Annotated in this window: 21 protein-coding genes and 1 other RNA gene; 12 read left to right on the forward strand and 10 right to left on the reverse strand. The window is 67.0% G+C overall.

Going from position 1 to position 21,499, the window contains the following annotated elements:
* The first annotated feature begins 9 nt into the window (after positions 1-9).
* The 5 genes from E3T47_RS02935 (at position 10) to E3T47_RS02955 (ending at position 2,819) form a co-directional block, all read left to right on the forward strand.
* Positions 10-441, forward strand: a complete 432-nt coding sequence (locus E3T47_RS02935) for a TadE family protein (protein WP_241981872.1) — start codon at positions 10-12, stop codon at positions 439-441.
* Positions 416-874 carry a hypothetical protein gene (locus E3T47_RS02940; protein WP_134554123.1) on the forward strand — a complete coding sequence of 153 codons (459 nt, stop codon included), beginning with the start codon at positions 416-418 and terminating at the stop codon, positions 872-874. The genes E3T47_RS02935 and E3T47_RS02940 overlap by 26 nt, the downstream gene beginning before the upstream one ends.
* Positions 871-1,317 carry a hypothetical protein gene (locus E3T47_RS02945; protein WP_134554124.1) on the forward strand — a complete coding sequence of 149 codons (447 nt, stop codon included), beginning with the start codon at positions 871-873 and terminating at the stop codon, positions 1,315-1,317. The genes E3T47_RS02940 and E3T47_RS02945 overlap by 4 nt, the downstream gene beginning before the upstream one ends.
* Before the next feature lie 263 nt (positions 1,318-1,580).
* Positions 1,581-1,850: a hypothetical protein gene (locus E3T47_RS02950; RefSeq protein WP_134554125.1), complete on the forward strand. Its 270-nt coding sequence runs from the start codon at positions 1,581-1,583 to the stop codon at positions 1,848-1,850.
* 84 nt (positions 1,851-1,934) lie between these two features.
* On the forward strand, positions 1,935-2,819 hold the full coding sequence (locus tag E3T47_RS02955) for an EamA family transporter (RefSeq protein ID WP_134554126.1): 885 nt from the start codon (positions 1,935-1,937) through the stop codon (positions 2,817-2,819).
* 205 nt (positions 2,820-3,024) lie between these two features.
* On the opposite strand, the gene E3T47_RS02960 is transcribed toward E3T47_RS02955, so the two are convergent.
* Positions 3,025-4,293 (reverse strand): MFS transporter, encoded by a 1,269-nt coding sequence (locus E3T47_RS02960; RefSeq protein WP_134554127.1) that lies wholly within the window; start codon positions 4,291-4,293, stop codon positions 3,025-3,027.
* 40 nt (positions 4,294-4,333) lie between these two features.
* On the opposite strand from E3T47_RS02960, the gene prfB reads away from it, so the two are divergent.
* From prfB to ssrA, 5 genes are all read left to right on the forward strand, one after another.
* Positions 4,334-5,446, forward strand: coding sequence for a peptide chain release factor 2 (prfB, locus tag E3T47_RS02965; protein ID WP_134554128.1), 1,113 nt, complete (start codon positions 4,334-4,336; stop codon positions 5,444-5,446).
* A 76-nt stretch (positions 5,447-5,522) separates the two neighbouring features.
* Positions 5,523-6,701 carry a cell division ATP-binding protein FtsE gene (ftsE, locus tag E3T47_RS02970; RefSeq protein ID WP_134554129.1) on the forward strand — a complete coding sequence of 393 codons (1,179 nt, stop codon included), beginning with the start codon at positions 5,523-5,525 and terminating at the stop codon, positions 6,699-6,701.
* Complete coding sequence (gene ftsX / locus E3T47_RS02975) at positions 6,698-7,612, forward strand: permease-like cell division protein FtsX (protein WP_134554130.1); 915 nt, start codon at positions 6,698-6,700, stop codon at positions 7,610-7,612. The genes ftsE and ftsX overlap by 4 nt, the downstream gene beginning before the upstream one ends.
* Positions 7,613-7,737: 125 nt before the next feature.
* Positions 7,738-8,214 (forward strand): SsrA-binding protein SmpB, encoded by a 477-nt coding sequence (gene smpB / locus E3T47_RS02980; RefSeq protein WP_092108491.1) that lies wholly within the window; start codon positions 7,738-7,740, stop codon positions 8,212-8,214.
* Between the two features lie 124 nt (positions 8,215-8,338).
* Positions 8,339-8,713: a transfer-messenger RNA gene (gene ssrA / locus E3T47_RS02985) on the forward strand.
* Between the two features lie 76 nt (positions 8,714-8,789).
* Here ssrA and E3T47_RS02990 read toward each other — a convergent pair.
* The 9 genes from E3T47_RS02990 to E3T47_RS03030 are packed head-to-tail and all read right to left on the reverse strand — an operon-like array spanning position 8,790 to position 18,477.
* A complete protein-coding gene (locus E3T47_RS02990; RefSeq protein ID WP_134554131.1) occupies positions 8,790-9,521 on the reverse strand; it encodes a PIG-L family deacetylase in 732 nt (243 codons plus the stop codon).
* The gene (locus tag E3T47_RS02995) at positions 9,518-10,702 is read right to left on the reverse strand and encodes an XdhC family protein (RefSeq protein WP_134554132.1); all 1,185 of its coding nucleotides are present in this window, start codon (positions 10,700-10,702) and stop codon (positions 9,518-9,520) included. Before E3T47_RS02995 ends, E3T47_RS02990 begins: the two co-directional genes overlap by 4 nt.
* A gap of 23 nt (positions 10,703-10,725) precedes the next feature.
* On the reverse strand, positions 10,726-11,577 hold the full coding sequence (locus E3T47_RS03000) for an SRPBCC family protein (protein ID WP_134554133.1): 852 nt from the start codon (positions 11,575-11,577) through the stop codon (positions 10,726-10,728).
* Complete coding sequence (locus E3T47_RS03005) at positions 11,577-12,833, reverse strand: vWA domain-containing protein (protein ID WP_134554134.1); 1,257 nt, start codon at positions 12,831-12,833, stop codon at positions 11,577-11,579. Before E3T47_RS03005 ends, E3T47_RS03000 begins: the two co-directional genes overlap by 1 nt.
* A complete protein-coding gene (locus tag E3T47_RS03010; RefSeq protein WP_134554135.1) occupies positions 12,826-13,722 on the reverse strand; it encodes an AAA family ATPase in 897 nt (298 codons plus the stop codon). Before E3T47_RS03010 ends, E3T47_RS03005 begins: the two co-directional genes overlap by 8 nt.
* 30 nt (positions 13,723-13,752) lie before the next feature.
* The gene (locus tag E3T47_RS03015; protein ID WP_134554136.1) at positions 13,753-14,685 is read right to left on the reverse strand and encodes an XdhC family protein; all 933 of its coding nucleotides are present in this window, start codon (positions 14,683-14,685) and stop codon (positions 13,753-13,755) included.
* Position 14,686: 1 nt separating this feature from the next.
* Positions 14,687-17,080 (reverse strand): aerobic carbon-monoxide dehydrogenase large subunit, encoded by a 2,394-nt coding sequence (locus E3T47_RS03020; protein WP_134554137.1) that lies wholly within the window; start codon positions 17,078-17,080, stop codon positions 14,687-14,689.
* The gene (locus tag E3T47_RS03025) at positions 17,077-17,577 is read right to left on the reverse strand and encodes a (2Fe-2S)-binding protein (RefSeq protein ID WP_134554138.1); all 501 of its coding nucleotides are present in this window, start codon (positions 17,575-17,577) and stop codon (positions 17,077-17,079) included. The genes E3T47_RS03020 and E3T47_RS03025 overlap by 4 nt, the downstream gene beginning before the upstream one ends.
* 12 nt (positions 17,578-17,589) lie before the next feature.
* On the reverse strand, positions 17,590-18,477 hold the full coding sequence (locus E3T47_RS03030) for an FAD binding domain-containing protein (protein ID WP_134554139.1): 888 nt from the start codon (positions 18,475-18,477) through the stop codon (positions 17,590-17,592).
* Positions 18,478-18,670: 193 nt separating this feature from the next.
* Here E3T47_RS03030 and E3T47_RS03035 point away from each other — a divergent pair, with 193 nt between their 5' ends.
* Together E3T47_RS03035 and E3T47_RS03040 are read left to right on the forward strand one after the other, a co-directional pair.
* Positions 18,671-20,395: a SulP family inorganic anion transporter gene (locus E3T47_RS03035; protein ID WP_134554140.1), complete on the forward strand. Its 1,725-nt coding sequence runs from the start codon at positions 18,671-18,673 to the stop codon at positions 20,393-20,395.
* Between the two features lie 117 nt (positions 20,396-20,512).
* Positions 20,513-21,496, forward strand: coding sequence for a LysR family transcriptional regulator (locus tag E3T47_RS03040; RefSeq protein ID WP_134554284.1), 984 nt, complete (start codon positions 20,513-20,515; stop codon positions 21,494-21,496).
* Positions 21,497-21,499: the final 3 nt, after the last annotated feature.

Raw genomic sequence — 21,499 nt, forward strand, 5'->3', positions numbered from 1 at the left:
CCGGGCGGCATGTACCAGCCCTGTAAGCGGATGCGCCGCCTCGCCTGGCTGCGCCCTCACCGGCTCAGCGGCGAGGTGGGCTCCGTCGTTGCTGAATTCGTCATGGTGGTGTCGTTGTTGACCTTTCTGACGCTCATGGTCATGCAACTTGCTCTCGCCCTGCACATTCGCAACACCGTGCTCGACGCCGCTGCCGAGGGGGCACGTTATGCCTCACTCGCGGACAGCAACTTGCCCGCGGGGGCCCAGCGCACGCGCGACCTGATCACGGCGGCCATCGGAGCGACCTTTGCCAGCGATGTCGTGGCGCAGCACGGAGTGAGTGCCGGATATCCCACCGTCGAAGTGCGGGTGATCGCACCGCTGCCTCTCATGGGATTGCTCGGCGCCCCGCGCGGATTGGAGGTGGTCGCTCATGCTGCCGTCGAAACGCTGGAGTAGCCGTTCCGACTCGGGCTCGGCGTCGCTCGAATTCATCACGGCGGGCATGATCCTGCTGGTTCCCTTGGTCTACCTGGTCCTGGCGCTGTCGGCCTTGCAGGGTGGTGCGCTCGCCGTAGAGGGCGCCGCCCGGCAGGCGGCCCGGGTCTACGTGCAGTCTCCCGACGAAGCCACCGCCACCGCGCGGGCCCGCCGGGCAGTGGCGTTCGCGCTCGAGGACTACGGCCTCGACCCCGGTGATGCCGAGGTACAGATCGAGTGCGCTGGTGGTGCGAGTCGGTGCCTGACCCGCCAGGGCCTCGTCACGGTCACGGTTCGCATCGGCATCGCACTGCCGCTGGTTCCCGACCTGCTCGCCCTGAACCAGAGCGCGAGTGTGCCGATGACGGCGGCGTCGACGCAGATCGTGTCCCGGTTTGGCGGCCTCGGATGAACCGGCGCCCGCCGCACCCATCGAACGAGGACGGATCCACCCTGCTGCTCATTATTCTTTACGGCTTTCTGGCGCTGAGCCTCGTGCTCGTGGCACTGTCTGCCACCTCGCTCTATCTCGAAAACAAGCGGCTGCTGAGCCTGGCCGATGGGGCCTCGCTCGCCGGGTCCGAGGCCTTCACCCTGGGTGCGGTGCAGGTGGGCGTCGCCGGCCCACGCCCCCAACTGCGCTCGGATGACGTGTCGGCAGCAGTCGATGAGTACCTGCGCCTCGTCCCGCACGCATCATTCGAGGCGCTGTCGGTGACGAGCGCGGCTTCCGCTGACGGGCAGAGCGCGTCGGTGACGCTGCGCTCGTGGTGGCGCCCACCCGTACTGACCCTCGTGGTGCCAGACGGTGTGCCGCTCGAGGTGACGGTGGTATCCAGGGCGGTGTTCCACTAGCCCGCTCCCGCGAGAGGGGAAGGGAGAAAGTCGCACTGGTAAACCCAGAATAAAAGCGTACTATGCACACTTACGTAGTCGACAGAAAAGCCTCCTACCTCGTAGGGGGCTTCAGGTTTTTTGTACCGCAGTCGACAAGTTCCAGCCCCGGACCCCCGGTTGGGAGTGCCGGCGATCCCAATCGTCGTTCATCCGGGCTGGTCGCCGCCGGTTGACGTGGCCCAGGATGGCGGCTGAGAACCACCGAGATCGGCTGTGAAATCATGGATGCATTACTGGACAATCAGATTGTCGAGCAGCTCGACTTCGAGTCTCTTTTGCCCTGCGAGGGCGTGCATCATGATCGCGGATTAAGCGGTCACGATCCGGCCGAATCGGGCGGGTTCATGGTGATATCACCGTGCTGCGGTCCTAAGGTTATCCAGTGCTCCTCACGGGTTGACGCCATGCGCGTCTCCGGCGTGCTCTATTGCGGCGCCTGCCAGCACGAGCACCTGACAAGCGAATACCAGTTCGTTCCGCTGCAGCTGTAGGCGACCGCGCGCGAACGCATTCTCAGAGCGGATGCCGCGGGCGGTACTGTCGAGGGGTGCCCTGACGGCGCCGACAGGAGCAGTGTGCGTACCCAGCGGGAGAAACTGAGCGGTGCGGGAGCTCAGATCGCGACCGAGGTCAGCATCAATTTCGGGTCGTCATTGGCCGGGCTGCTCATTCCGGTCGTCGGCTCACCCATTGTCGTTGCGGCCCGCCAGATTGTCATGGTCATCGTCGTGCTGCCGTTCGCCCGGCCCCGAATAAAAAACCTGACCTGGGCTCGAATCTGGCCGCCGCTGGCGCTCGGTGTCGTGCTCGCTGTCATGAACCTCAGCTTTTACCAGGCTGTGACCATGCTCGGACTTGGCGTCGCCGCGACGATCGAATTTCTTGGGCCTTTTGCCCTCGCCCTCGTCACCAGCCGCCGCATCCTGGACTTCGTCTGCGCCGCGGCTGCCGCCGGGGGAGTCTTCCTCCTGACCTGGTCGGACGGAGAGCTCGACCTGCTCGGCATCGTGCTCGCTCTGACCGCGGCGGCCGCCTGGTTTTGCTACATCGTGCTGACTCGCCGGGTGGCGACGGAGTTCGCCGGCCTCGAAGGTATCTCGATCGCGAGCCTCGTCAGCCTCGTCATCGTGGTTCCGATCGCGCTGTTCACTCTGGACGTCTCCGCCTTCACCTGGGGCGTGGTCGGGTTGCTCCTGCTCGTCGGCGTCGTCTCCTCGGCCTTTCCGTACACGCTCGATACCTACATTCTGCGTCGGATCAGCCCTCGGCTGTACGCGATAATCACGAGTTTCGGCCCGGTGATCGCGGCCGGTTTCGGTGCACTCGTGCTCGGCGAAACGTTCACCCTGCTGCAGCAGATCGCCATCGTCGTCGTGTGCGTCGCCGCCGGAGCGGCGATCGCAACCCAGCGCGATCGACCGACCTCCGACCTCGAACTGACCGCGACCGCGATTCCGTAGGGCGGGCCGGCCTGCACGGCCGGTTACAGGCATCCGCTCGTCGACCGGCACTCATCGATGCGGCTACTCGAGTGCAGGCCGAGGTGCGCGGCGGGCAGCGGAGCGAGCGTAAGCCCAAGAACTCGCGACAGAATTTCTGCCCGCGAAGAAATTGCAGGAGGTATGCGCGGGGAGGAGGGGAAACAGGGGGAGGCACCCCGGGCAATTAATCCAGGCTGCGGGGGCGGTGGGGAGCGAAGCGGGGAATATAGCGGCCGAGCAGCACGGCGCCGAACAGGCCGAAGCCCCCGATGATGCCGCTCGCGATCGACAGGGAGGCGAGCGCGGTGATGCCGGCCACGGCGAGCGGCGCGGTGGCGCTGCCGAAATCGGCGGTGAACCGCCATGCCCCGAGGAACGGTGCCGGACACCGCTGCGGAGCGAGGTCGGCGCCGAGCGTCATGAGCAGGCCGCTGCCGATGCCGTTGGCCAGGGAGAGGAACATCGCGACACCGATGAACCAGCCAACGTTGCTCGGCAGATCGTGCGTGAACGCGAGCGCGAGGTGGCCGAGTCCGAGGCCGATCATCGAGGGCACTGCGCTCCAGATGCGGCCGAAGCGGTCCATGATCTGGCCGCTGAAATAGAACAATACGAAGTCGATGCCGCCGGCGATGCCGATGATGAGGGCCGTATCAGGCGCGCTCACCCCGATGCTGACCGCCCAGAGCGGCAACATGACCGTGCGGCTGGCCCGCATCGCGCCTACGAGCGCTGCGCCGGCGCCGAGCCGTACGAGCACGCTGCGATGGGCGCGGATGGTCTGGAACAGGCCGTCAGCGGCGGTGGGCACGGCGGGAGTCGCCGGTCCGGCATCCGATGTCGGTGCAATCTTGGACACGGCCGGAGCCGTGAAGTCGCGGGTGGGATCGGGCAGAATCACCAGCATCGTGACGGCGAGCACGCAGCAGACGATGAACACCCAGAACGCCGCCTGGGTGCTGCCGGTGAGGTGGATGAGCGCGGCGGACAGGAACGGGCCCACGAACCAGCCGGCCCGAAAAACTCCGCCGAGGGTCGACAGTGCGCGGGCTCGATAGACGAGCGGAACGTAGCTCGTCATGAAGGCGTGCCGGGCGAGGGCGAAAACGGCGGTGGCGATGCCGATCAGAAAGATTCCAACGCCGAGCACGAGCGGGTTGGGCGCCATCAGACAGATGATTACGGCGCCGATAGTGACCAGGGAGGCCCAGATCATCGAATTTCGTTCGCCGATGCGGGCTACGATCCAGCCGCTCGGAATATCGCCGACCAGTTCGCCGAACATGATCATGGCGGCGATCACCCCGGCGATGGCGAGGGTGGCGCCGAGGTCGTTGGCGACCAGCGGAATGAGCGGAATGATCGCGCCCTCGCCGATCGAGAACAGCAGGGTGGGCAGAAAAGCCGTCAGGGCGATGGATCGCAGGTTGAGGGGTCGCTGCGTATTGCTCATCAGAATCGATGCTACGCCAGCCCGGTAGGCTGGTCAGAACATGATTGACTTGGATTTCTCAGTACAGATCGCCGCGCTGCGGACCACGTTCGGCGACATCCGCTCGGTGATCGACGTCGATCGACTGCGCGCGGACATCGACGACCTCAGCGGCGAGGCCGGAATGCCCGACTTGTGGGACGACACTGAGCACGCCCAGAAGGTGACGAGCGACCTCAGTCACCGACAGTCGCAACTGGCGCGCATCGAGAGCATCACGACCCGGCTCGACGACCTCGAGACGCTCGTGGAGATGGCGAACGACGGCCAGGGCGACCAGGAACTCGCCGATGAGGCAGCGCACGAGCTCACCAGCCTGCAGAAACTGCTCGGCGAGCTCGAGGTGCAGACCCTGCTCAATGGTGAATTCGACGAACGCAACGCCGTTATCACGATTCGCGCCGGCGCCGGGGGAGTCGATGCCGCGGACTTCGCCGAGATGCTGCTGCGCATGTACCTGCGGTACGCGGAGCAGCACAACTGGCGCACGAGCGTCCTCGACATCAGTTATGCCGAGGAAGCCGGTATCAAGAGCGCGACCTTCGAGGTCGACGCAGCATACGCCTTCGGCACGCTCAGCGTCGAGGCCGGCACGCACCGCCTGGTGCGGATGAGCCCGTTCAACTCGGCCGGAAAACGCCAGACCTCCTTCGCCGCGGTCGAGGTGGTGCCGCTGATCGAACAGACGGAGTCGATCGAGGTGCCCGACGGTGATATTCGCGTCGACGTGTTCCGCTCGAGCGGCCCCGGCGGCCAGTCGGTCAACACCACCGACTCCGCCGTGCGGATCACCCACCTGCCCACCGGCACCGTGGTGAGCTGTCAGAACGAGAAGAGCCAGATCCAGAACCGGGCTGCCGCCATGCGCGTGCTGCAGTCCCGCCTGCTGGTGCTCGAGCGCGAGAAGGAAGCCGCGACCAAGAAGGAACTCGCCGGCAACATCACGGCGAGCTGGGGAGACCAGATGCGCAGCTACGTGCTCGCGCCGTATCAAATGGTCAAGGACCTGCGCACCGAGTACGAGGTCAACAACCCCAGCAACGTGTTCGACGGCGACCTTGACGGATTCATCTCGGCCGGCATCCGCTGGCGCAAGAAGGCACCCGAAGACTAAAGGCTTGCTGGGGCTTGGGCCCCGCGGGTATGTCGCTGTAGGGAAAACGGCTTCGGTTGCCTAGGCTCTAAGAGCTATGATCCGTTTTGATCACATAACCAAGAAGTACCCCGGCACCTCTCGGCCGGCACTGAACTCGATCGACGTCGAGATTCTGCGAGGCGAATTCGTCTTTCTGGTCGGCGCCTCCGGATCGGGCAAATCGAGCTGCCTGCGGCTCGTGCTCAAGGAGGAAAAGCCAACCAGCGGCAGCATTCACGTGTTGGGCCAGGACCTGCGGTCGATCTCGAACCGCAAGGTGCCCTACTTTCGCCGCAACATGGGCGTGGTCTTTCAGGACTTCCGCCTGCTGCCGAACAAGACCGTGTTCGACAACGTGGCGTTCAGCCTGCAGGTCATCGGTAAGAGCCGCGGCTTCATCCAGGAAGCCGTGCCCGACACACTCAAGATGGTCGGTCTCGCTGAAAAAGCACAGCGTCTGCCGCACGAACTCTCGGGTGGTGAGCAGCAGCGCGTGGCCATCGCCCGCGCCATCGTGAACAAGCCGCAGATTCTGCTGGCCGACGAGCCCACCGGAAACCTCGACCCCACCACGAGCGCTGAGATCATGTCGCTGCTGGCTAGCATCAACGCCGGTGGGACCACCGTGATCATGGCCACCCACGAGGCCGGAATCGTCGACAAGATGCAGCGCCGCGTGATCGAACTGGTCCACGGCGAGATCGTGCGTGACGAGCGGCAGGGCGGCTACGCGACCGCCTCCATTCCCACCATCCTTCCCACTGCCACTGCCACTGCCACTGCCACTGCCGCAGCCCCAGCGGATTCCCCCGCCAGCGACCCGGCGTCCGTCGCGCCGGTCTACGCCCGGCCCGCAGTGGCGTCCGAGCCCGAACCGGCACTGACGCACCCCTCGGCTCCGGTTCCGGAGACCTCCGTGTCGCTGCATCAGGCCGCGGCCGCCGCGGTCGCTGCTGCAGCCGCCGAGCCGGTCGCCACACCGGATGTCAGACGGGATACCGTGAAGCCGGCCCCGGTCGCCGGCGCGCCGAGCCCGGTACCGATTCCGGTGCCGAACCCGGTGCCAGCCGATGCCGCCCCGGCCGCCCCGGTGTCGCCGATGACGCGCCCGGTGCTGCTGGTCGCCGCCCACGACGACCCTGAGCAGCTCACGCTCGCCGAGAAACTCGGCCTGCGAGCGCCCGGAGAGAAACCCGACCAAACGGGCGAGCAGAACGTGGGACCGACCCGATGAGGCTCGGACTGGTGCTATCCGAAGCTGCGAACGGCCTGCGGCGGAACGCCTCGATGGTCGTCTCCGTCGTGCTCGTGACCTTCATCTCGCTCACCTTCGTCGGCGCCGCCGTACTCATGCAGATGCAAATCGGCCAGATGAAGAACTTCTGGTACGACAAGGCTCAGGTCGGCATCTACATGTGTTCCGATATATCGCCGGGTGAGACGTGCACCGGCGGTGACGCCTCGCCGGAGCAGATTGCCGCCGTTGAGGCCCAACTCAAGTCGCCGACACTCGCGTCGTTCATCGACAACTACTACTTCGAGACGCACGAGCAGGCCTTCGAGAACTTCAAGAAGCAGTTCGCAGGCAACCCGGTGGCCGACTATGTTACCGCCGACCAGCTCAACCAGACCTTCTGGGTCAACCTCAAGGATCCGTCCCAGTCCGCGGTGTTGGTGGAGAGTCTGTCGGGGGTCGCCGGCGTTGAAAACGTCGCCGACCAGCGCAAATACCTCGACCAGATCTTTTCCGTGCTCAATGTGGCGAGCTACACCGCCATCGGAATCGCCGGACTGATGCTGATCGCGGCGGCGCTGCTGATTGCCACGACCATCCGGTTGTCGGCCTTCTCGAGGCGCCGGGAACTCGGCATCATGCGCCTGGTGGGCGCGAGTAACCGGTTCATCCAGACGCCGTTCATCCTGGAGGGGGTGTTCGCAGCTCTCCTCGGTTCGCTGCTGGCCGGCGGCGCGGTCGTGGCGCTCGTCTACTTCTTCGTGCAGGGCTACCTCGGGGCGAGACTCACCGGATTCGCCCTGGTCGGTATGGACGATGCGCTCGTCGTGGTGCCCATCCTGCTGGTGGTCGGTGCGGTGCTCGCCGCGTTCTCGGCGAACTTCGCGATCACCCGCTACCTCAAGGTCTAATCATCGAGCGGATGCCGGCGGCCGGTTGGCCGTGCCGTTCGACTGCCGGCACCCGCTAGACTGGTGGGCTGTCTGCCGGACCGGCCGACGGCATCCGCTTGAAAAGTAGGAATAGAGGTGAACACATGCCCAGGGAACGTGGCGAAAAGGTCGTGGCGACCAACCGCAAGGCCCGACATGACTACCTCATCAGTGACACCTACGAGGCTGGCATGGTCTTGAGTGGTACCGAGGTCAAGTCTTTGCGAGCCGGACGAGCGACCCTGGTCGACGGCTACGCCTTCATTGAGGGCGGTGAGGCCTGGCTCGATGCGGTGCACATTCCGGAGTATTCCGGTGGATCGTGGACAAACCACCCGCCGCGTCGCAAGCGTAAGCTCCTCCTGCACAAGAAGGAGATCGTGAAGATCAGCCACAAGACCAAAGAGGGCGGCTACACCCTTATTCCGCTGCGCATTTATTTCGCGGACGGCCGGGCCAAGGTGGAGATCGCCGTGGCCAAGGGTAAGAAGGAGTACGACAAGCGCCAGACTCTGCGGGAACGCACCGACAAGCGCGAATCGGACCGTGCGATGTCGGCGCAGCGCCACCTCGGCGACTAGCCAGGCACATTTGTTCGTTGTAGGATAGAGGGCTGCACCGAAAACGGTTCAGCTTGGTAACTCAACAGCGTGTGACACGAATCCATTGCTTGCGCTTTCACTGTATGGAGCGCGCGATGTGTATGGGGATGATCGGTTTCGACACTGTTTGCGCAATTGTGAGAAGCGGGTCGAGGATGCAGGGTTATCTCGTAAACGATCTCTGCAAAACAATAAGTGCCAATTCAAAGCGCACTGACTTCGCTCTCGCTGCCTAAGCGAAAGCACTAAAGAAGTCCGCCAGACCGGGAATGCTCTCTACCCGGATCCTGACGCCATTTAGAGAGATTGCTTCTACATTGAGCCACGGGGTGTAGAGGGACTTAAACGAAGGCTGGGCCTGTCGGAGTAGATGCCAGCGGCAAATTCCGGGGCCGAGAAAGCGATTTCACTGGATACACCCGTAGAAGGCATATGACCACAGCAGTGGACCGGGGTTCAATTCCCCGCATCTCCACCATCGGTTCTGTCACACGCTGTTTTGTTGCTCCTCATCAGGCCGCCCGCTGGGCGGCCTGATTTGGTTTAAAGCTCGCTCAGCGCAGGCGCAGGCCGACCGCGGTGCGGATAGGGTCGCGCTGGCCGCCGGAGTGCACGATGTCGTTGCCATCGATACGGAGCTGGCTGGCGTGGCAGCGGAGGGCAGCCACGACGGTGCCGCGCTGGGAATCGAGGTCGAACCATTCCGCAGCCGCTGCGGGCCTGTCGAGAATCTCGGCGTAGGGGATCGCGAGCGCTCGGCTGGCGGCGAGGGCGGCGTCGTGCACGCGCACGTGGTCGGGATGGCCGTAACCGCCGGTGGCGTCGTAGCTGATGACGAGGTCAGGTCGCCCGTGTTGCAGAACCGCGACGAGATCGTCGGTGACCTCGGTGAGCGGCGCACGAGCGAGGGCATCCGCTTCGGAATCGGCGGCCGGACCTGCCAGGCCGGGGCGGATCCACTCCATGCCGGAGTCGCGGTAGCGGCGTTCGGGCAGCCCGGGCGTGCGTGCCGGTGCCTCGCCGAGCCAGAAGCCCTCATTGACGCCGAGTGTGAGGGCGGCGCGCTCGAGTTCGCGTTCGCGCTCCTCGGCCAGGGCGGGGGTTCCGGCGAGCGAGTGGAGCGGCCCAGCGACGACGTCTCCGCGTTCCCCTCGGGTGGCAGTGACCAGGCTGATGCGGATGCCGCGGCTCGCGAGATGGGCGATGAGGCCGCCGGTGCTGATGGTCTCGTCGTCGGGATGCGCGTGCACGAACAGCACCGAGGCGACGGAGTCGAGCAGGCTCATACCTCGATCAACTTCTGGCCGTTGGGGGCTGCCTGATCGGTCGGCGGGGCGGGGTTGACAAGGTCGTCGTGGTGGATGGCATCGACCAGGGTGTGCAGCGGCACTCCGCTGCCGCCCCACTGCAGCGAGATAATCTCGGCGGCGATCGACACGGCGGTCTCCTCGGGAGTGCGCGAGCCGAGGTCCAAACCGATCGGGCTGCGCAGCCGTGCGAGCTCCGCGTCGGTCACACCGACAGCGCGCAGGCGCTCCAGACGGTCGGCATGGGTGCGCCGGGAACCCATTGCGCCGATGTAGGCCACGGGCGGGCCATGCAGGGCGGCTTCGAGCAGGGGAACGTCGAATTTGGGGTCGTGAGTGAGCACGCAGATGACCGTGCGTGGGTCGATGAGCCCTCCGACGATCTGCTCGCGCAGGTAGCGGTCGGGCCAGCTCACCACGATCTCGTCGACACCGGGAAACCTGGCGGCGGTCGCGAAGACGCCGCGCGCGTCGCAGACCGTGACCCGGTAGCCGAGAAAGGAGCCGAGCCGAGCCAGAGCGGTGGCGAAGTCGATCGCCCCGAAGACCAACAGTCGCGGCCGGGGCGCGTAGCTCGCGAAGAACAGCCGCATCCCCTCACCGCGCCGTTCCCCGTCGGGGCCGTAGGTGAGGGTCGTGTTGCGGCCGGCGGCGAGCAAGCCCCGGGTGTCATCGCCGATGGCATGGTTGGCACGGTCCGAGCCCAGGTCGCCTTCGAATCCGTTCGGCCGCACCACTAGGTGGCGGCCGAGCCAGGCGGCATCCGGGTGCTCGATCACCGTGGCGACCCCCACCGGCCGGCCGGCATCGACGTCTTTGTGCACACCCTCGAGCAGGGCGAAGGTGGCCCGGGAGACGGGCTCGACGAAGACATCGAGGATACCGCCGCAGGTGAGCCCGACGGCGAAGGCATCGTCGTCGCTGATTCCGTAGCGCACAAGTACGGGCACGCCGTCTTGGGCTACCTGGGTGGCGAGTTCGTAGACGGCGCCCTCGACGCAGCCGCCCGAGACCGAGCCGGCCACGGTGCCGTCGGCGCTGACCAGCATCGAAGCGCCGGGCGGGCGCGGCGCGGACTGGAAGGTGCGCACGACCGTGGCGAGTCCGGCCGTGGCACCGTTCTGCCAGCCGGTGAGGAGGGCGTCCAGGACTTCACGCATGTCGGTATCCCATCGGTCGTGGGTCAGCGGCCGGACGCGCGCCGACCAATTCGGTATGCGATGAACGCTACCGTGGCCAGCAGCCCCAGAAGTTTCACCGGGTCGGCTAGCTGGTCGGTGATGACGCCCTTGACGAGGCTCATCGCGTCGAGACTTGGCGCGGCGGCTGGTGTCGACCGGTGCGGCGTGGCTCGGTGCCCGCCCGACGGCGCGACGCCGGGAGGCACCGGGCGCGGCGGCAGTCCTCGCCGCGGCGCGGCATCCGCCTGGACGTTGGGCAGCGTGTCTGCGGCGGGGGCGTTTCCGGGCGGAACGTCACTCAGGTCGGCGACGGCCCGCGGGGCGGCCTGGGCGAGAGTTTCGGGGTCGTCGACGTGCTCGCCGACCGGCGCAGCGGCATCCGTTTCGGCGCCTAAATCGGCTGCGTCACCGCTCTCGATCAAACCCTGCAGGTTGCCGGCGAACAGGGCCATCATCTGCTCGGTAACGCTGCTGATGACGCCCTTGCCCATGGCGGCCGCCTTGCCCGACAGCGACAGGTCGGCGCTGACCGTGCCCTGGGTGACTCCGTCGGCTTCGACCAGTACGAGCGTGACCGTGGCCTGGGCAGTGCCCTGCCCGCGGGTCTCCTGCGCCTTGCCGGAGAAGACGGCGCGATGCCCCGCGGCGTCGCGTTCGTCGACGTTCATCTGGCCGCGGTACTGCATAGTCACCGGGCCGAGCTTGACCTTCATTCCGACCTGGTAGTTGTCGTCGGAGAGCTTGTTCAGAATCTGCGCGCCCGGCACACAGCCGGCAACGCGTTCGAAGTCCATCAGGGTGTTCCAGACCGTGTCGACGGGGGCGATGACGGTGAAGGTACTGTCGAGTTGCATCAGGGTGTCCTCTGCTGGATGGTTACGGATGGTCGAGCGGATGCCGCCGGGTCGCCGCGAATCGCGGCCGCCACCTCGAGGAGGGCCGCGTAACTGTGGCCACTGACGAACGCGTCGCAGTAGGGCAGGGCGGCGGCCATGCCGCCGACCAAAGGCTCGTAGTCGGCGGCGGCTTTGCGCGGATTCACCCAGACGATGCGGTGCGCGAGTCGGCGCAAACGCGCCATCTGGGCGTCGACGTCGGCCGGGTCGTCCTGCGCCCAGCCGTCGGAGAACAGCACGATCACCGCTCCGCGAGCTAGCCCGCGCCGCCCGAAGTCGTCGATGAACCGACGGATGCTCGCGGCCAGCCGGGTACCGCCGGCCCAGTCGGTCGCGGTGGTGGATGCCTGCGCGAGCGCCTGATCCGGGTCGCGTATGGCCAGCTGGCGGGTCAGTCGGGTGAGGCGCGTCGAGAAGACGAAGGCTTCGGCTTGGGCGCCGGACGCCGCGCCCTGCAACAGCGTGAGGAACACCCGGGTATAGGGCTCCATCGAGCCGGACACATCGCAGAGCAGCACGAGGCGGCGCGGTTTCGGGCGGCGACGGGCATAGTGCAGGGTGATCGGGTCGCCGCCGGTGCGCTGCGCGGCCCGCACGGTGCGCGCCACATCGAGCCGGTCGCGACTGTGCCGCGACGGATGCGTGCGGCGGCTAAGCCGGCTCGGCGTCGCCAGCACGATGCGGGCGACGAGCCGGCGTAGGCGGGCCAGCTCGTCGGGGTCGAGGTTCGCGAACGCTATCTCGTGCAGATGCTCATCACCCGAGGCTAAGGCGAGGATCGCGTCACGCTCGGGGCCGTCGTTCTCGCTGTCGGCAGAGTCGGTGCCGGGCAGCGGGGCCGGGGGCCGATCCGGCTGCGGTTCTGGCGCGCCGGCTGGACGGTTGGTCGGTGGGGTGGACTTCGTGCGCGTCTCGGAGCCGATCGCGGGGGGAGCGGTCGGGTCACCGCGATTCTCGGCCGGGTCGAGCCGACCGTCGAACACGGCGCTGAACACCGCGTCGAAGAGGGCGAGGTGCTGTTGCCGGGAGACGAACACGACGCGGCAGGCCCAGTACAGGGCGGCCCGTTCGGTCGGCGGGACCAGCCGCAGCGCCTCGGCCAGCCGCGCTGCGTGGTCGGGCGACACCGGCAGGCCGGCCCGGTGCAGGGCCGTGCCGAGACCGGCGGCGAGGGCGGCCGTTTCGATCGGTGGATGAAGACCGCGGTCAGCCATGCGTGGCCTCCGCCACCCAGGCACCGCCGCGGGCGGCAGCGAGATCCAGGTCGTCCCGGTTCTTCAGCACGGAACCCCACGTCTGCTCGACGGCCCGACCGCTCAGCCGCTCGATGCCGAGCACGGAAAGCGCGCTCACCCAATCGATGGCCTCAGCAATCCCCGGCGGCTTAACGAGGTCGAGCGAGCGCAGGCGGGTGATCGCCGCCGCAGCCTCGGTCGCAATGGCCTGCGAGCTGCCCGGCACCCGGCGACGCACGATCTGCGCGATCCGCTCCGGCCCCGGGTAGTCGATCCAGTGATACAGGCAGCGCCGGGTGAGGGCATCGTGCAGGTCGCGGGTGCGATTGCTCGTGAGAATCACGATCGGCGGATGCTCCGCCGTGACGGTTCCCAGCTCGGGAATGGTGACCGCCGCTTCGGCAAGCAGCTCGAAGGTGAAGGCTTCGAACTCGGCGTCGGCCCGGTCGATCTCGTCGAGCAGCAGCACCGCCGGCCGCGGGCCGGCGTGCTCGATCGCCTGTAACAGCGGGCGACGCAGCAGATAGTCCCGGCCGAACAACTCCGTTTCGGCCAGCGAGACCCCGCGCGCTTCGGCTAGGCGAATGCCGAGCAGCTGCCGTGGGTAGTTCCACTCGTAGAGCGCTTCCCCGGCGCTGATTCCCTCATAGCACTGCAGCCGAAAGAGCTCGGTATCGAGCAGCCGGGCGAGGGCCTTGGCGATCTCGGTCTTGCCGACCCCCGGTTCGCCCTCGAGCAGAAGCGGCTGCCGCATGCGCACGGCCAAAAACACGGCGGTCGCGAGGCCCTCATCGGCGAGGTAATCTTCGGCATCGAGGGCCCGCTGAAGCGCGCCGACGGACGGTACCAGTTCGGGCACGGTCACCATCGTCGGCCCAGCGACCGGCCAGCCGGGCCCCTAGCGCGCGGTCGCATACTGATCCGGATGCGTGAGAAAGGCCCTGCGGCAGCCCGCCGAGCAAAAATACACGCTCGTCCCGTCGTACTCCACCTGCAACGATGTGGGCAGCGCGGCCACCGTCATGCCGCAGACCGGGTCGAGCGCGGCCGCTTCGGCCGCTGCCTCGGTTGCCACCTCGCGCTCCTCCGCAGCCACTTTCGTGACGAGCGGATGCCCGCGCCCGGCCCGCTCCTGCACCAGCTGCGCAAAAATCGACACCGCGATCTCCCCGGGCGTGCGGGCGCCGAGGTCGAGGCCCGCCGGGCTGAACACCCGCGCGCGCTGCTCGGGCGACACGTCGAGCGAGGCGAGCACGGCAGCGCCGCGCTTCGGGCTTGCCACGAGCGCGACATAGGGCACCCCGGCGGCCAGGGCTGCGAGCATGGCCGGCGCTTCGTCACGCCCGTGCGACGCGACGATCAGGGCGGCGTCACCGGTCTGCGGGATGGCGGAGGCGCCATCCGCCTGCACGAGGACGAAGCCGACGAGCGGGGCCAGGGCGGCGAGCGCATCGGCATCGGGGGTCGAGCCGACGACGACCAGCCGCGGCAGCGGAATGCGCGGCTCAAGAAAGATCTCGATCGCCCCGCCGCTCACACAGGGGTTGGATACCTCGACCGCACCGTCCTCCACCGTGCTCGACGGCACGCCGGCGACGACCTTGAGCAGCAGCGGCTGCCGGCTTTCCAGTACCTGCAGGCTGTATAGGCGAACGGATGCCTCCACGCACGTTCCCCCGACGAATCCTTCGATCTCGCCGGTCGCCCGCACGAGCGCCGTGTCGCCGGCGTGCGCGCTCGTGGGGCGCTGGGCGCGCACCACGGTCGCGTGCACGAACGGTTCGCGGCTCTCGGTGAGCTCTTGTGCGCGGGTCGAGTGGGCGACTTGCATGCTACACCGGCGGTCTCGTGCGGCCCTGCATAGCCTCCCACACCCGGGCGGGGGTGCAGGGCATATCCATGTGCACGACGCCGAACGGGGCGAGGGCATCGACGACGGCATTGACGACGGCCGGCGGTGAGCCGACCGTGGCCGACTCGCCAACGCCCTTCGCCCCGATCGGGTGGTGGGGCGACGGGGTCACGGTGAAGCCGGTCTCCCAGTCGGGCACCTCCATGGCGGTGGGGATGAGGTAGTCCATGAATGAGCCGCCGAGGCAGTTGCCCTCCGCGTCGAACTCGATGATCTCCATGAGGGCCATGCCGACACCGTCGGTGAGGCCACCATGAATCTGCCCCTCGATGATCATCGGATTGATGCGGGTGCCGCAGTCGTCGACGGCGATGAAGCGGCGCACCTTGACATGGCCGGTGCCCGGGTCGACGTCGACGACGCAGATATAGGCACCGAATGGAAAGGTGAGGTTGGGTGGATCGTAGGTGACCTCGGCGTCGAGATTGCCGTCGATACCCTCGGGCAGGGCGACCGTACCGTGGGCGCCCATCGCGATCTCGGCCATGGTCTTGCCCACGCTCGGATCGCCCTTGACGAACCAGCGGCCCTTCTCCCACTCGAGGTCTTCCGGCCGGGTCTCGAGCATGGCCGCGGCGATGAACCGAGCCTTCTCCCGCACCTTGCGGGCGACGAGTGCCACGGCGGCACCACTGACCGGAGTAGACCGGCTGCCATAAGTGCCGAGGCCGAACGGCGTCTGGTCTGTGTCGCCGTGCACGACGTCGATGTCCTCCGGCGGGATGCCGATCTCCTCCGCCACGATCTGCGCGAACGTCGTCTCGTGACCCTGACCCTGGCTCTGCACCGAGATGCGCACGACGGCTTTGCCGGTGGGGTGGATGCGCAGTTCGGCGCCGTCCGCCATGCCGAGACCGAGAATGTCCATGTCCTTGCGCGGGCCGGCGCCGACCGTTTCGGTGAAGAACGAGATGCCGATGCCCATGAGTTCGCCGCGTTCGCGTTTCTCCTTCTGTTCGCGGCGCAGCTCGTCGTAGCCGGCCATCTTCATCGACAGCCGCATGGTGGGTTCGTAGTCGCCGGAGTCGTATTCCCAGCCGGTCTTGTTGGCGTAGGGGAACTGCTCCTTCTTGATGAAATTTCTCAGCCGCAGCTCGGCTGGATCCATGTCGAGCTTGCGGGCCAGGATGTCGACCATCCGCTCCACCAGATAGACCGCCTCGGTGACCCGAAAGGAACAGGCATAGGCCACCCCGCCCGGGGCCTTGTTGGTGTACACGCCGGTGACGGTGCAGTGCGCTGCGGCGAGGTCGTAGCTGCCGGTGAAGATGTGAAAGAACCCGGCCGGATACTTGGTGGGCTGGGCGGTGGCGTTGAACGCGCCGTGGTCGGCGAGTACGTTGGTGCGCAGGGCCAGGATCTTGCCGTCCTTGGTTGCCGCGATCTCGCCCTGCATGATGTAGTCGCGGGCGAACGAGGTGCTCATGAGGTTCTCGGAGCGGTCCTCGACCCATTTCACCGGTTTGCCGGTGACGATGGAGCCGACGACGGCGAGGATATAGCCCGGGTAGATTCCGACCTTGTTACCGAACCCGCCGCCGATGTCGGGAGAGACCACCCGAATCTTGTGCTCGGGAATGCCGGAGACCATCGCGAACAGTGTGCGGTGGGCGTGTGGCGCCTGCGTCGTCTCGTACAGGGTGAGACGGCCGTCGATGGGGTCGAAGTCGGCGACGGCACCGCAGGTTTCCATCGGCGCCGGGTGCACGCGCGGGTAGACGATCTCCTGTTTCACCACGACGTCGGCGCTCGCGAAGACTGCATCCGTTTCGGCTTTGTTGCCGGCTTCCCAATCGAAGATGTGGTTGTCCGTGCGGCCTTCGAGATCGTCGCGAATGACAGGAGCGCCCGGGTCCATCGCCTTGCGGGCGTCGACGACCGGCGGCAATACGTCGTACTCGACCTCGATCAGTTCGAGGGCGTCGCGGGCGGCGTAGCGGTCTTCAGCGACGACGAACGCGACCTCCTGGCCCTGAAAACGTACCTTGTCGGTGACGAGTACGGCTTGCACGTCCATCGAGAGTGTCGGGGCCCAGGCCAGTCCGAGGGCCTGCAGATCGCTGCCGGTGATCACGGCAAGCACCTTGGGGTGGGCGAGCGCCTCGGTGGTGTCGATCGAGACCAGCCGGGCGTGGGCGACGGGAGCGCGCAGGATGGCGCCGTGCAGCATGCCGGGCAGCACGATGTCGTCGATGTAGTGGCCCTTGCCGCGCACGAAGCGCGGGTCTTCCTTGCGCTGCATGCGGCCGTGGCCGATGGGCCGATCGTGGTCGCCGGCGGCCGGGTTCGACGGACGGTCCTCGAGGATGGTCATGCGTGGACCTCTTTTTCCGTAGTCTGTGCGGCTGCACCGGCGGGATGCTCGGCGGCCCACTGGATTGACCGCACGATGGTCGCGTAGCCGGTGCAGCGGCAGATTTGCCCGGAGATGGCCTCGCGTATCTCGAGAGGTTCAGGATGCGGGTTGTGGTCGAGCAGGGCGCGGGCGGTGAGCATCATGCCGGGGGTGCAGAAACCGCATTGCAGGCCGTGTTCCTCCATGAAGCCCTGCTGCACCGGGTCGAGGGTGGCGCCGTTGGCGAGTCCCTCCACGGTTGTGATCGTGTGCCCGTCGGCCATGGCGGCGAGAACGGTGCAGGATTTCACCGGCTGGCCGTCCATCAGCACGACGCAGGTGCCGCAGTTGGTGGTGTCGCAGCCCCAGTGTGTTCCGGTGAGCCGCAGGTCGTCGCGGATGAAGTGCACGAGCAGCACGCGCGGTTCGATTTCGCGGGTGACGTCGGTGCCGTTGATGGTCATGCTGATCTGCATCGGGTTCAACTCCTAAATCGTGATGTCGGAAACGGATGCCGCGGCGCGGCTGCACGAGACCCGGAGCACACGGCGGGTCAGTTCGTCGGCGAGGTGCCGCTTGTAATCGATCGGTCCGCGTTGGTCGGCGAGGGGGTCGCAGGCGAGTGACGCCAGACGCCCGGCTTCGATGAAGAGCGTTTCAGCGGGTGCCTGGCCGACGAGTATCGCTTCGACCTCGGTCACGTTGTGGTCGAGTCCGACCGCGGTGAGACCGACGGCCACCTGGCTGATAGTGCCGTCGCCCGCGAGCGTCACGCTCGCGCCGGCCGCGGCGACAGCCCAGTCTCCGACGCGCCGTTCGACCTTTTCGTAGGCGCTGCCGGAGCCGGCCCGAATGGGAACGCGAACCTCAATGAGCAGTTCGTTCTGGGCGACGGCGGTCTCGTACGGGCCGCGGTGGAACTCGGCCATGGACAGCATTCGCTCACCGGCCGGCCCGCGCACGACGGCCACCGCTTCGAGAACGTGGCACACCGTGGAGAGGTCTTCGGCCGGGTCGGCCTGGCAGAGCGAGCCGCCGATGGTGCCGCGGTTGCGCACGATCGGGTCGGCGATGACGCGTTCGGCGTCACAGATGATGGGGAACAGGCGCCGAACGTCGTCGGATTCGAGCAGGGTCGTGTGCCGGGTCATGGCGCCGATGCGCATCACCGGTCCATCGACCAGCAGATAGTCCAGCTCGAACAGGTCGTTGATGTCGATGAGCCAGTCGGGCCGGGCGAGGCGCAGCTTCATCATGGGAAGCAGGCTGTGACCGCCGGCGACCACCCGGGATTCGGCCCCGTGGCGATCAAGCAGGGCGAGGGCATTGTCAACCGAACTGGCACGAACGTAATCGAACGGAGCCGGAATCTGCACGGGCTTCTCCTCACGAAAGAAGGTTCCACGGCACCGCGCATCGTCGCGCGACACTGTCGTGCCACAGCTTGCTCCCCGCTCCCGCGGCTGTCAACATCGACCTAAGCGAAAGGTTATGAGCGTATGCCCTCGCTATTTATTTCGCGAGACGCACGAACCAGTCAGGCACCAAGATGGGGCCGGAGAGGAAGGAATGGCTGCCAAGTGGCTGCGAAGGTGGGTGCCGGGAATCGATACGGCGCTCGGTTACCGGCGCGCCTGGCTACTCCCCGATCTGCGGGCGGGCGTCGTGCTTACCGCTCTCCTCATACCGGTCGGCATCGGCTACGCCGAGGTGGCGGGGCTTCCGCCGGCATCGGGCCTATACGCCACGATCATCCCCCTGGCTGCCTATGCCGTCTTCGGACCGTCGCGCATCCTCGTGCTCGGCCCCGATTCGGCACTGGCACCGATCATCGCGGCCGCGATCGTGCCTCTCGCTCTCGGCGATGATGCGCGCGCAGTCGGTCTCGCCGGGCTCCTGGCCATCATGGTCGGATTGATTCTCGCGCTTGGTGGCATTCTGCGCCTCGGGTTCGTGACCGACCTGCTCTCCAAACCTATCCGCGTTGGCTACCTCAACGCTCTCGCCGTGTTGGTCATCGTTTCGCAGCTGCCCACCCTTTTCGGTTTCTCCAGCACAGCGGGCTCGGCGCTTCGCGACGCGATCGGGATATTCGTCGGAATTGCCGGGGGTCAGGTCAACCTGACCGCGACGCTTTTCGGCCTTGGCTCGCTGGCCGTTATTGTCGTCCTCTCATGGCGCAAAACCCGGATTCCGGGCGTGCTCGCGGCGGTCGTACTCGCGACAGCGGTGACCGCGGTCTTCGGGCTGCAGGATGCCCTGCCCGTCGTCGGTGCGCTTCCCCGGGGCCTCCCCGCACCCGCGCTCGGCGGTTTGCAGTGGGCAGATGCGGCGGGTTTGGTGGCTCCGGCGCTGGGCATCGCGCTCATCGCCTTCGCCGACACCGCTGTGCTCTCGCGATCGTTTGCGGCCCGCCGGGGTGAGAATGTCAACGGCAGCCAGGAAATGAGGGCGATTGGTGCGTCGAACATCGCGAGCGGACTGCTCGGTGGATTCCCCGTCTCGGCGTCGTCCTCGCGCACCCCCGTCGCCGAGAAGGCGGGGGCTCGCTCCCAGCTCACCGGAGTTGTTGGCGCCGCCCTCGTTTTGGCCTTCATGCTGTTCGCGCCCGGTCTCACGGATTTCCTGCCCTCGGCGGCGATCGCCGCGGTCGTCATCGTCGCCGCTGCCGGGCTCGTCGACGTGAAAGGGTTTATCGCCCTGGTGCGCATGAACAGGGTCGACGCGATGCTCTCGCTCGCGGCCTTTCTCGGGGTGCTGGTGGTCGGCGTGATCGAGGGTATCGTCGTGGCAATCATTCTCTCGCTCGGCGCATTCGTCAGCCAGGCCTGGCAACCGTACCGGGCCGAACTTGGCCGGATCCGCGGTCTTCGCGGCTACCACGACCTGTCGCGGCATCCCGAGGGCGAACGACTACCCGGCATCGTCATCGTTCGCTTCGACGCGCCGCTCTTCTTCGCTAACGGGGGGATCTTCGACGACTATGTGCGGGCCACGGTCGCGGCTGCCGGTAGCGGGGTACACACGGTCATCCTCGCGGCGGAGCCCATTACTGACATCGACACGACCGCCGCAGAGGAACTGCTCGAACTCGACGATTTTCTGGCTTCCCGCGGCATCACGCTCGTCTTTGCCGAGATGAAAGGCCCGGTGAAAGACCACTTGCGTGACTACGGATTGAGCGAGCGGTTTCCTCCCGAGCGGTTCGCGGGCACTGTCGGAGAGGCTGTCGATGAGGCCACCGGAACGCTGCGCGGCGACCTCGACGGCACCCAGTGGGACACGGACGCCTGACGAGGCCGGCCTGACCGGCACCGCGTATCGTTGCGCGACATCGTTGTGGGCCGCAGCTTGCTCCACGCTCCCGTGGCTGTCACTATCGACCTAAGCGAAAGGTTATGAGCTGTGACAATGACGCTGAACCAGCTGAGGGCCTTTGCCCTCGTGGCCCGACTCGGGTCGCTGCGTGCCGCTGCGGCCGTGCTCGGAATTAGCGAACCGGCGGTATCGTCGTCGCTCGCCGCGCTTCGTCTCGACCTCGGGGACGCCCTGGTCAGGCGGTCGGGGTCGGGGATCGCCTTGACGGCCGGCGGTCGGGCACTCGCCGATCACGCCCAGGAGATCGTCGGCTTGGCCGAACAGGTGCGCTGGGAAGTGTCGCACGCTGCGGAGTCCGCGGCGAGCCTGCGCGTGGTCGCCACCGCGGGCTTCGCCGAACACGCGGCCGGCCGGCTGCTCGACGCGTTCACCCGCCGGATGCCTGTCCATTCCGGCGGCATCGACGTGGTCGTCGAGTCTGCCGATGACGTGGGGTCGCTGTTGCAGGACCACGCCTACGACGTGGCGCTCGGCTCCCGACCGCCGCAGGCGACGCAGCTCGAAGTCGTGCCATTCCTGCGCTACCAGCGGGTGCTGGTGGCCGCGCCGGGGCATCCGCTTGGCCGGCGGCGGCAGCAGCCGTTGCCGCTCGCCGCCCTGCTGGGGGAGCCGTGGTTCACCGGTCCGGCCGGGGTCGAAGAATTCACGGCCGAGAGCGGCTGGCTGGCAGCAGCATTTCTTGCCTCCGCGCTCGGTGTTCCGGATATCGTGCCGCTGAGCAGCGAAACGGATGCCCTCGCCGCGGCTCGCGCCGGCGAGGGGATCACGCTCGCGTTCATGCACATCGTGCGGGCCGAGGTCACGGCCGGGTCTCTCGTGGTGTTGCCGGTGCTGAACACGCCGATCGCCGGGCTGTGGTGCGCGAGCGCCCTCGATCACGGACGGGCGTCGACCGCCGCGCGAACGCTGCAACGCTTCGTCACGACCGCCGAGGCGACCGCGGCCATGCTCGCCCCGGGTGGATCACGCGGCGTCGCCCGGCGCGGCTCCAAGGTGCACGTGGCGCTCTGGAGCTGAACT

This window comes from Cryobacterium ruanii (assembly GCF_004404055.1).
GTDB classification, from domain to species: Bacteria; Actinomycetota; Actinomycetes; order Actinomycetales; family Microbacteriaceae; genus Cryobacterium; species Cryobacterium ruanii.

Excerpts from the sequence above, each read along its gene's own strand:
- E3T47_RS02935 (WP_241981872.1), top strand. The coding sequence starts at position 10 with ATGTACCAGCCCTGTAAGCGGATGCGCCGCCTCGCCTGGCTGCGCCCT.
- E3T47_RS02940 (WP_134554123.1), top strand. The coding sequence starts at position 416 with ATGCTGCCGTCGAAACGCTGGAGTAGCCGTTCCGACTCGGGCTCGGCG.
- E3T47_RS02945 (WP_134554124.1), top strand. The coding sequence starts at position 871 with ATGAACCGGCGCCCGCCGCACCCATCGAACGAGGACGGATCCACCCTG.
- E3T47_RS02950 (WP_134554125.1), top strand. The coding sequence starts at position 1,581 with ATGGATGCATTACTGGACAATCAGATTGTCGAGCAGCTCGACTTCGAG.
- E3T47_RS02960 (WP_134554127.1), bottom strand. The coding sequence starts at position 4,293 with ATGAGCAATACGCAGCGACCCCTCAACCTGCGATCCATCGCCCTGACG.
- prfB (WP_134554128.1), top strand. The coding sequence starts at position 4,334 with ATGATTGACTTGGATTTCTCAGTACAGATCGCCGCGCTGCGGACCACG.
- ftsE (WP_134554129.1), top strand. The coding sequence starts at position 5,523 with ATGATCCGTTTTGATCACATAACCAAGAAGTACCCCGGCACCTCTCGG.
- ftsX (WP_134554130.1), top strand. The coding sequence starts at position 6,698 with ATGAGGCTCGGACTGGTGCTATCCGAAGCTGCGAACGGCCTGCGGCGG.
- smpB (WP_092108491.1), top strand. The coding sequence starts at position 7,738 with ATGCCCAGGGAACGTGGCGAAAAGGTCGTGGCGACCAACCGCAAGGCC.
- E3T47_RS02990 (WP_134554131.1), bottom strand. The coding sequence starts at position 9,521 with ATGAGCCTGCTCGACTCCGTCGCCTCGGTGCTGTTCGTGCACGCGCAT.
- E3T47_RS02995 (WP_134554132.1), bottom strand. The coding sequence starts at position 10,702 with ATGCGTGAAGTCCTGGACGCCCTCCTCACCGGCTGGCAGAACGGTGCC.
- E3T47_RS03000 (WP_134554133.1), bottom strand. The coding sequence starts at position 11,577 with ATGCAACTCGACAGTACCTTCACCGTCATCGCCCCCGTCGACACGGTC.
- E3T47_RS03005 (WP_134554134.1), bottom strand. The coding sequence starts at position 12,833 with ATGGCTGACCGCGGTCTTCATCCACCGATCGAAACGGCCGCCCTCGCC.
- E3T47_RS03010 (WP_134554135.1), bottom strand. The coding sequence starts at position 13,722 with ATGGTGACCGTGCCCGAACTGGTACCGTCCGTCGGCGCGCTTCAGCGG.
- E3T47_RS03015 (WP_134554136.1), bottom strand. The coding sequence starts at position 14,685 with ATGCAAGTCGCCCACTCGACCCGCGCACAAGAGCTCACCGAGAGCCGC.
- E3T47_RS03020 (WP_134554137.1), bottom strand. The coding sequence starts at position 17,080 with ATGACCATCCTCGAGGACCGTCCGTCGAACCCGGCCGCCGGCGACCAC.
- E3T47_RS03025 (WP_134554138.1), bottom strand. The coding sequence starts at position 17,577 with ATGCAGATCAGCATGACCATCAACGGCACCGACGTCACCCGCGAAATC.
- E3T47_RS03035 (WP_134554140.1), top strand. The coding sequence starts at position 18,671 with ATGGCTGCCAAGTGGCTGCGAAGGTGGGTGCCGGGAATCGATACGGCG.
- E3T47_RS03040 (WP_134554284.1), top strand. The coding sequence starts at position 20,513 with ATGACGCTGAACCAGCTGAGGGCCTTTGCCCTCGTGGCCCGACTCGGG.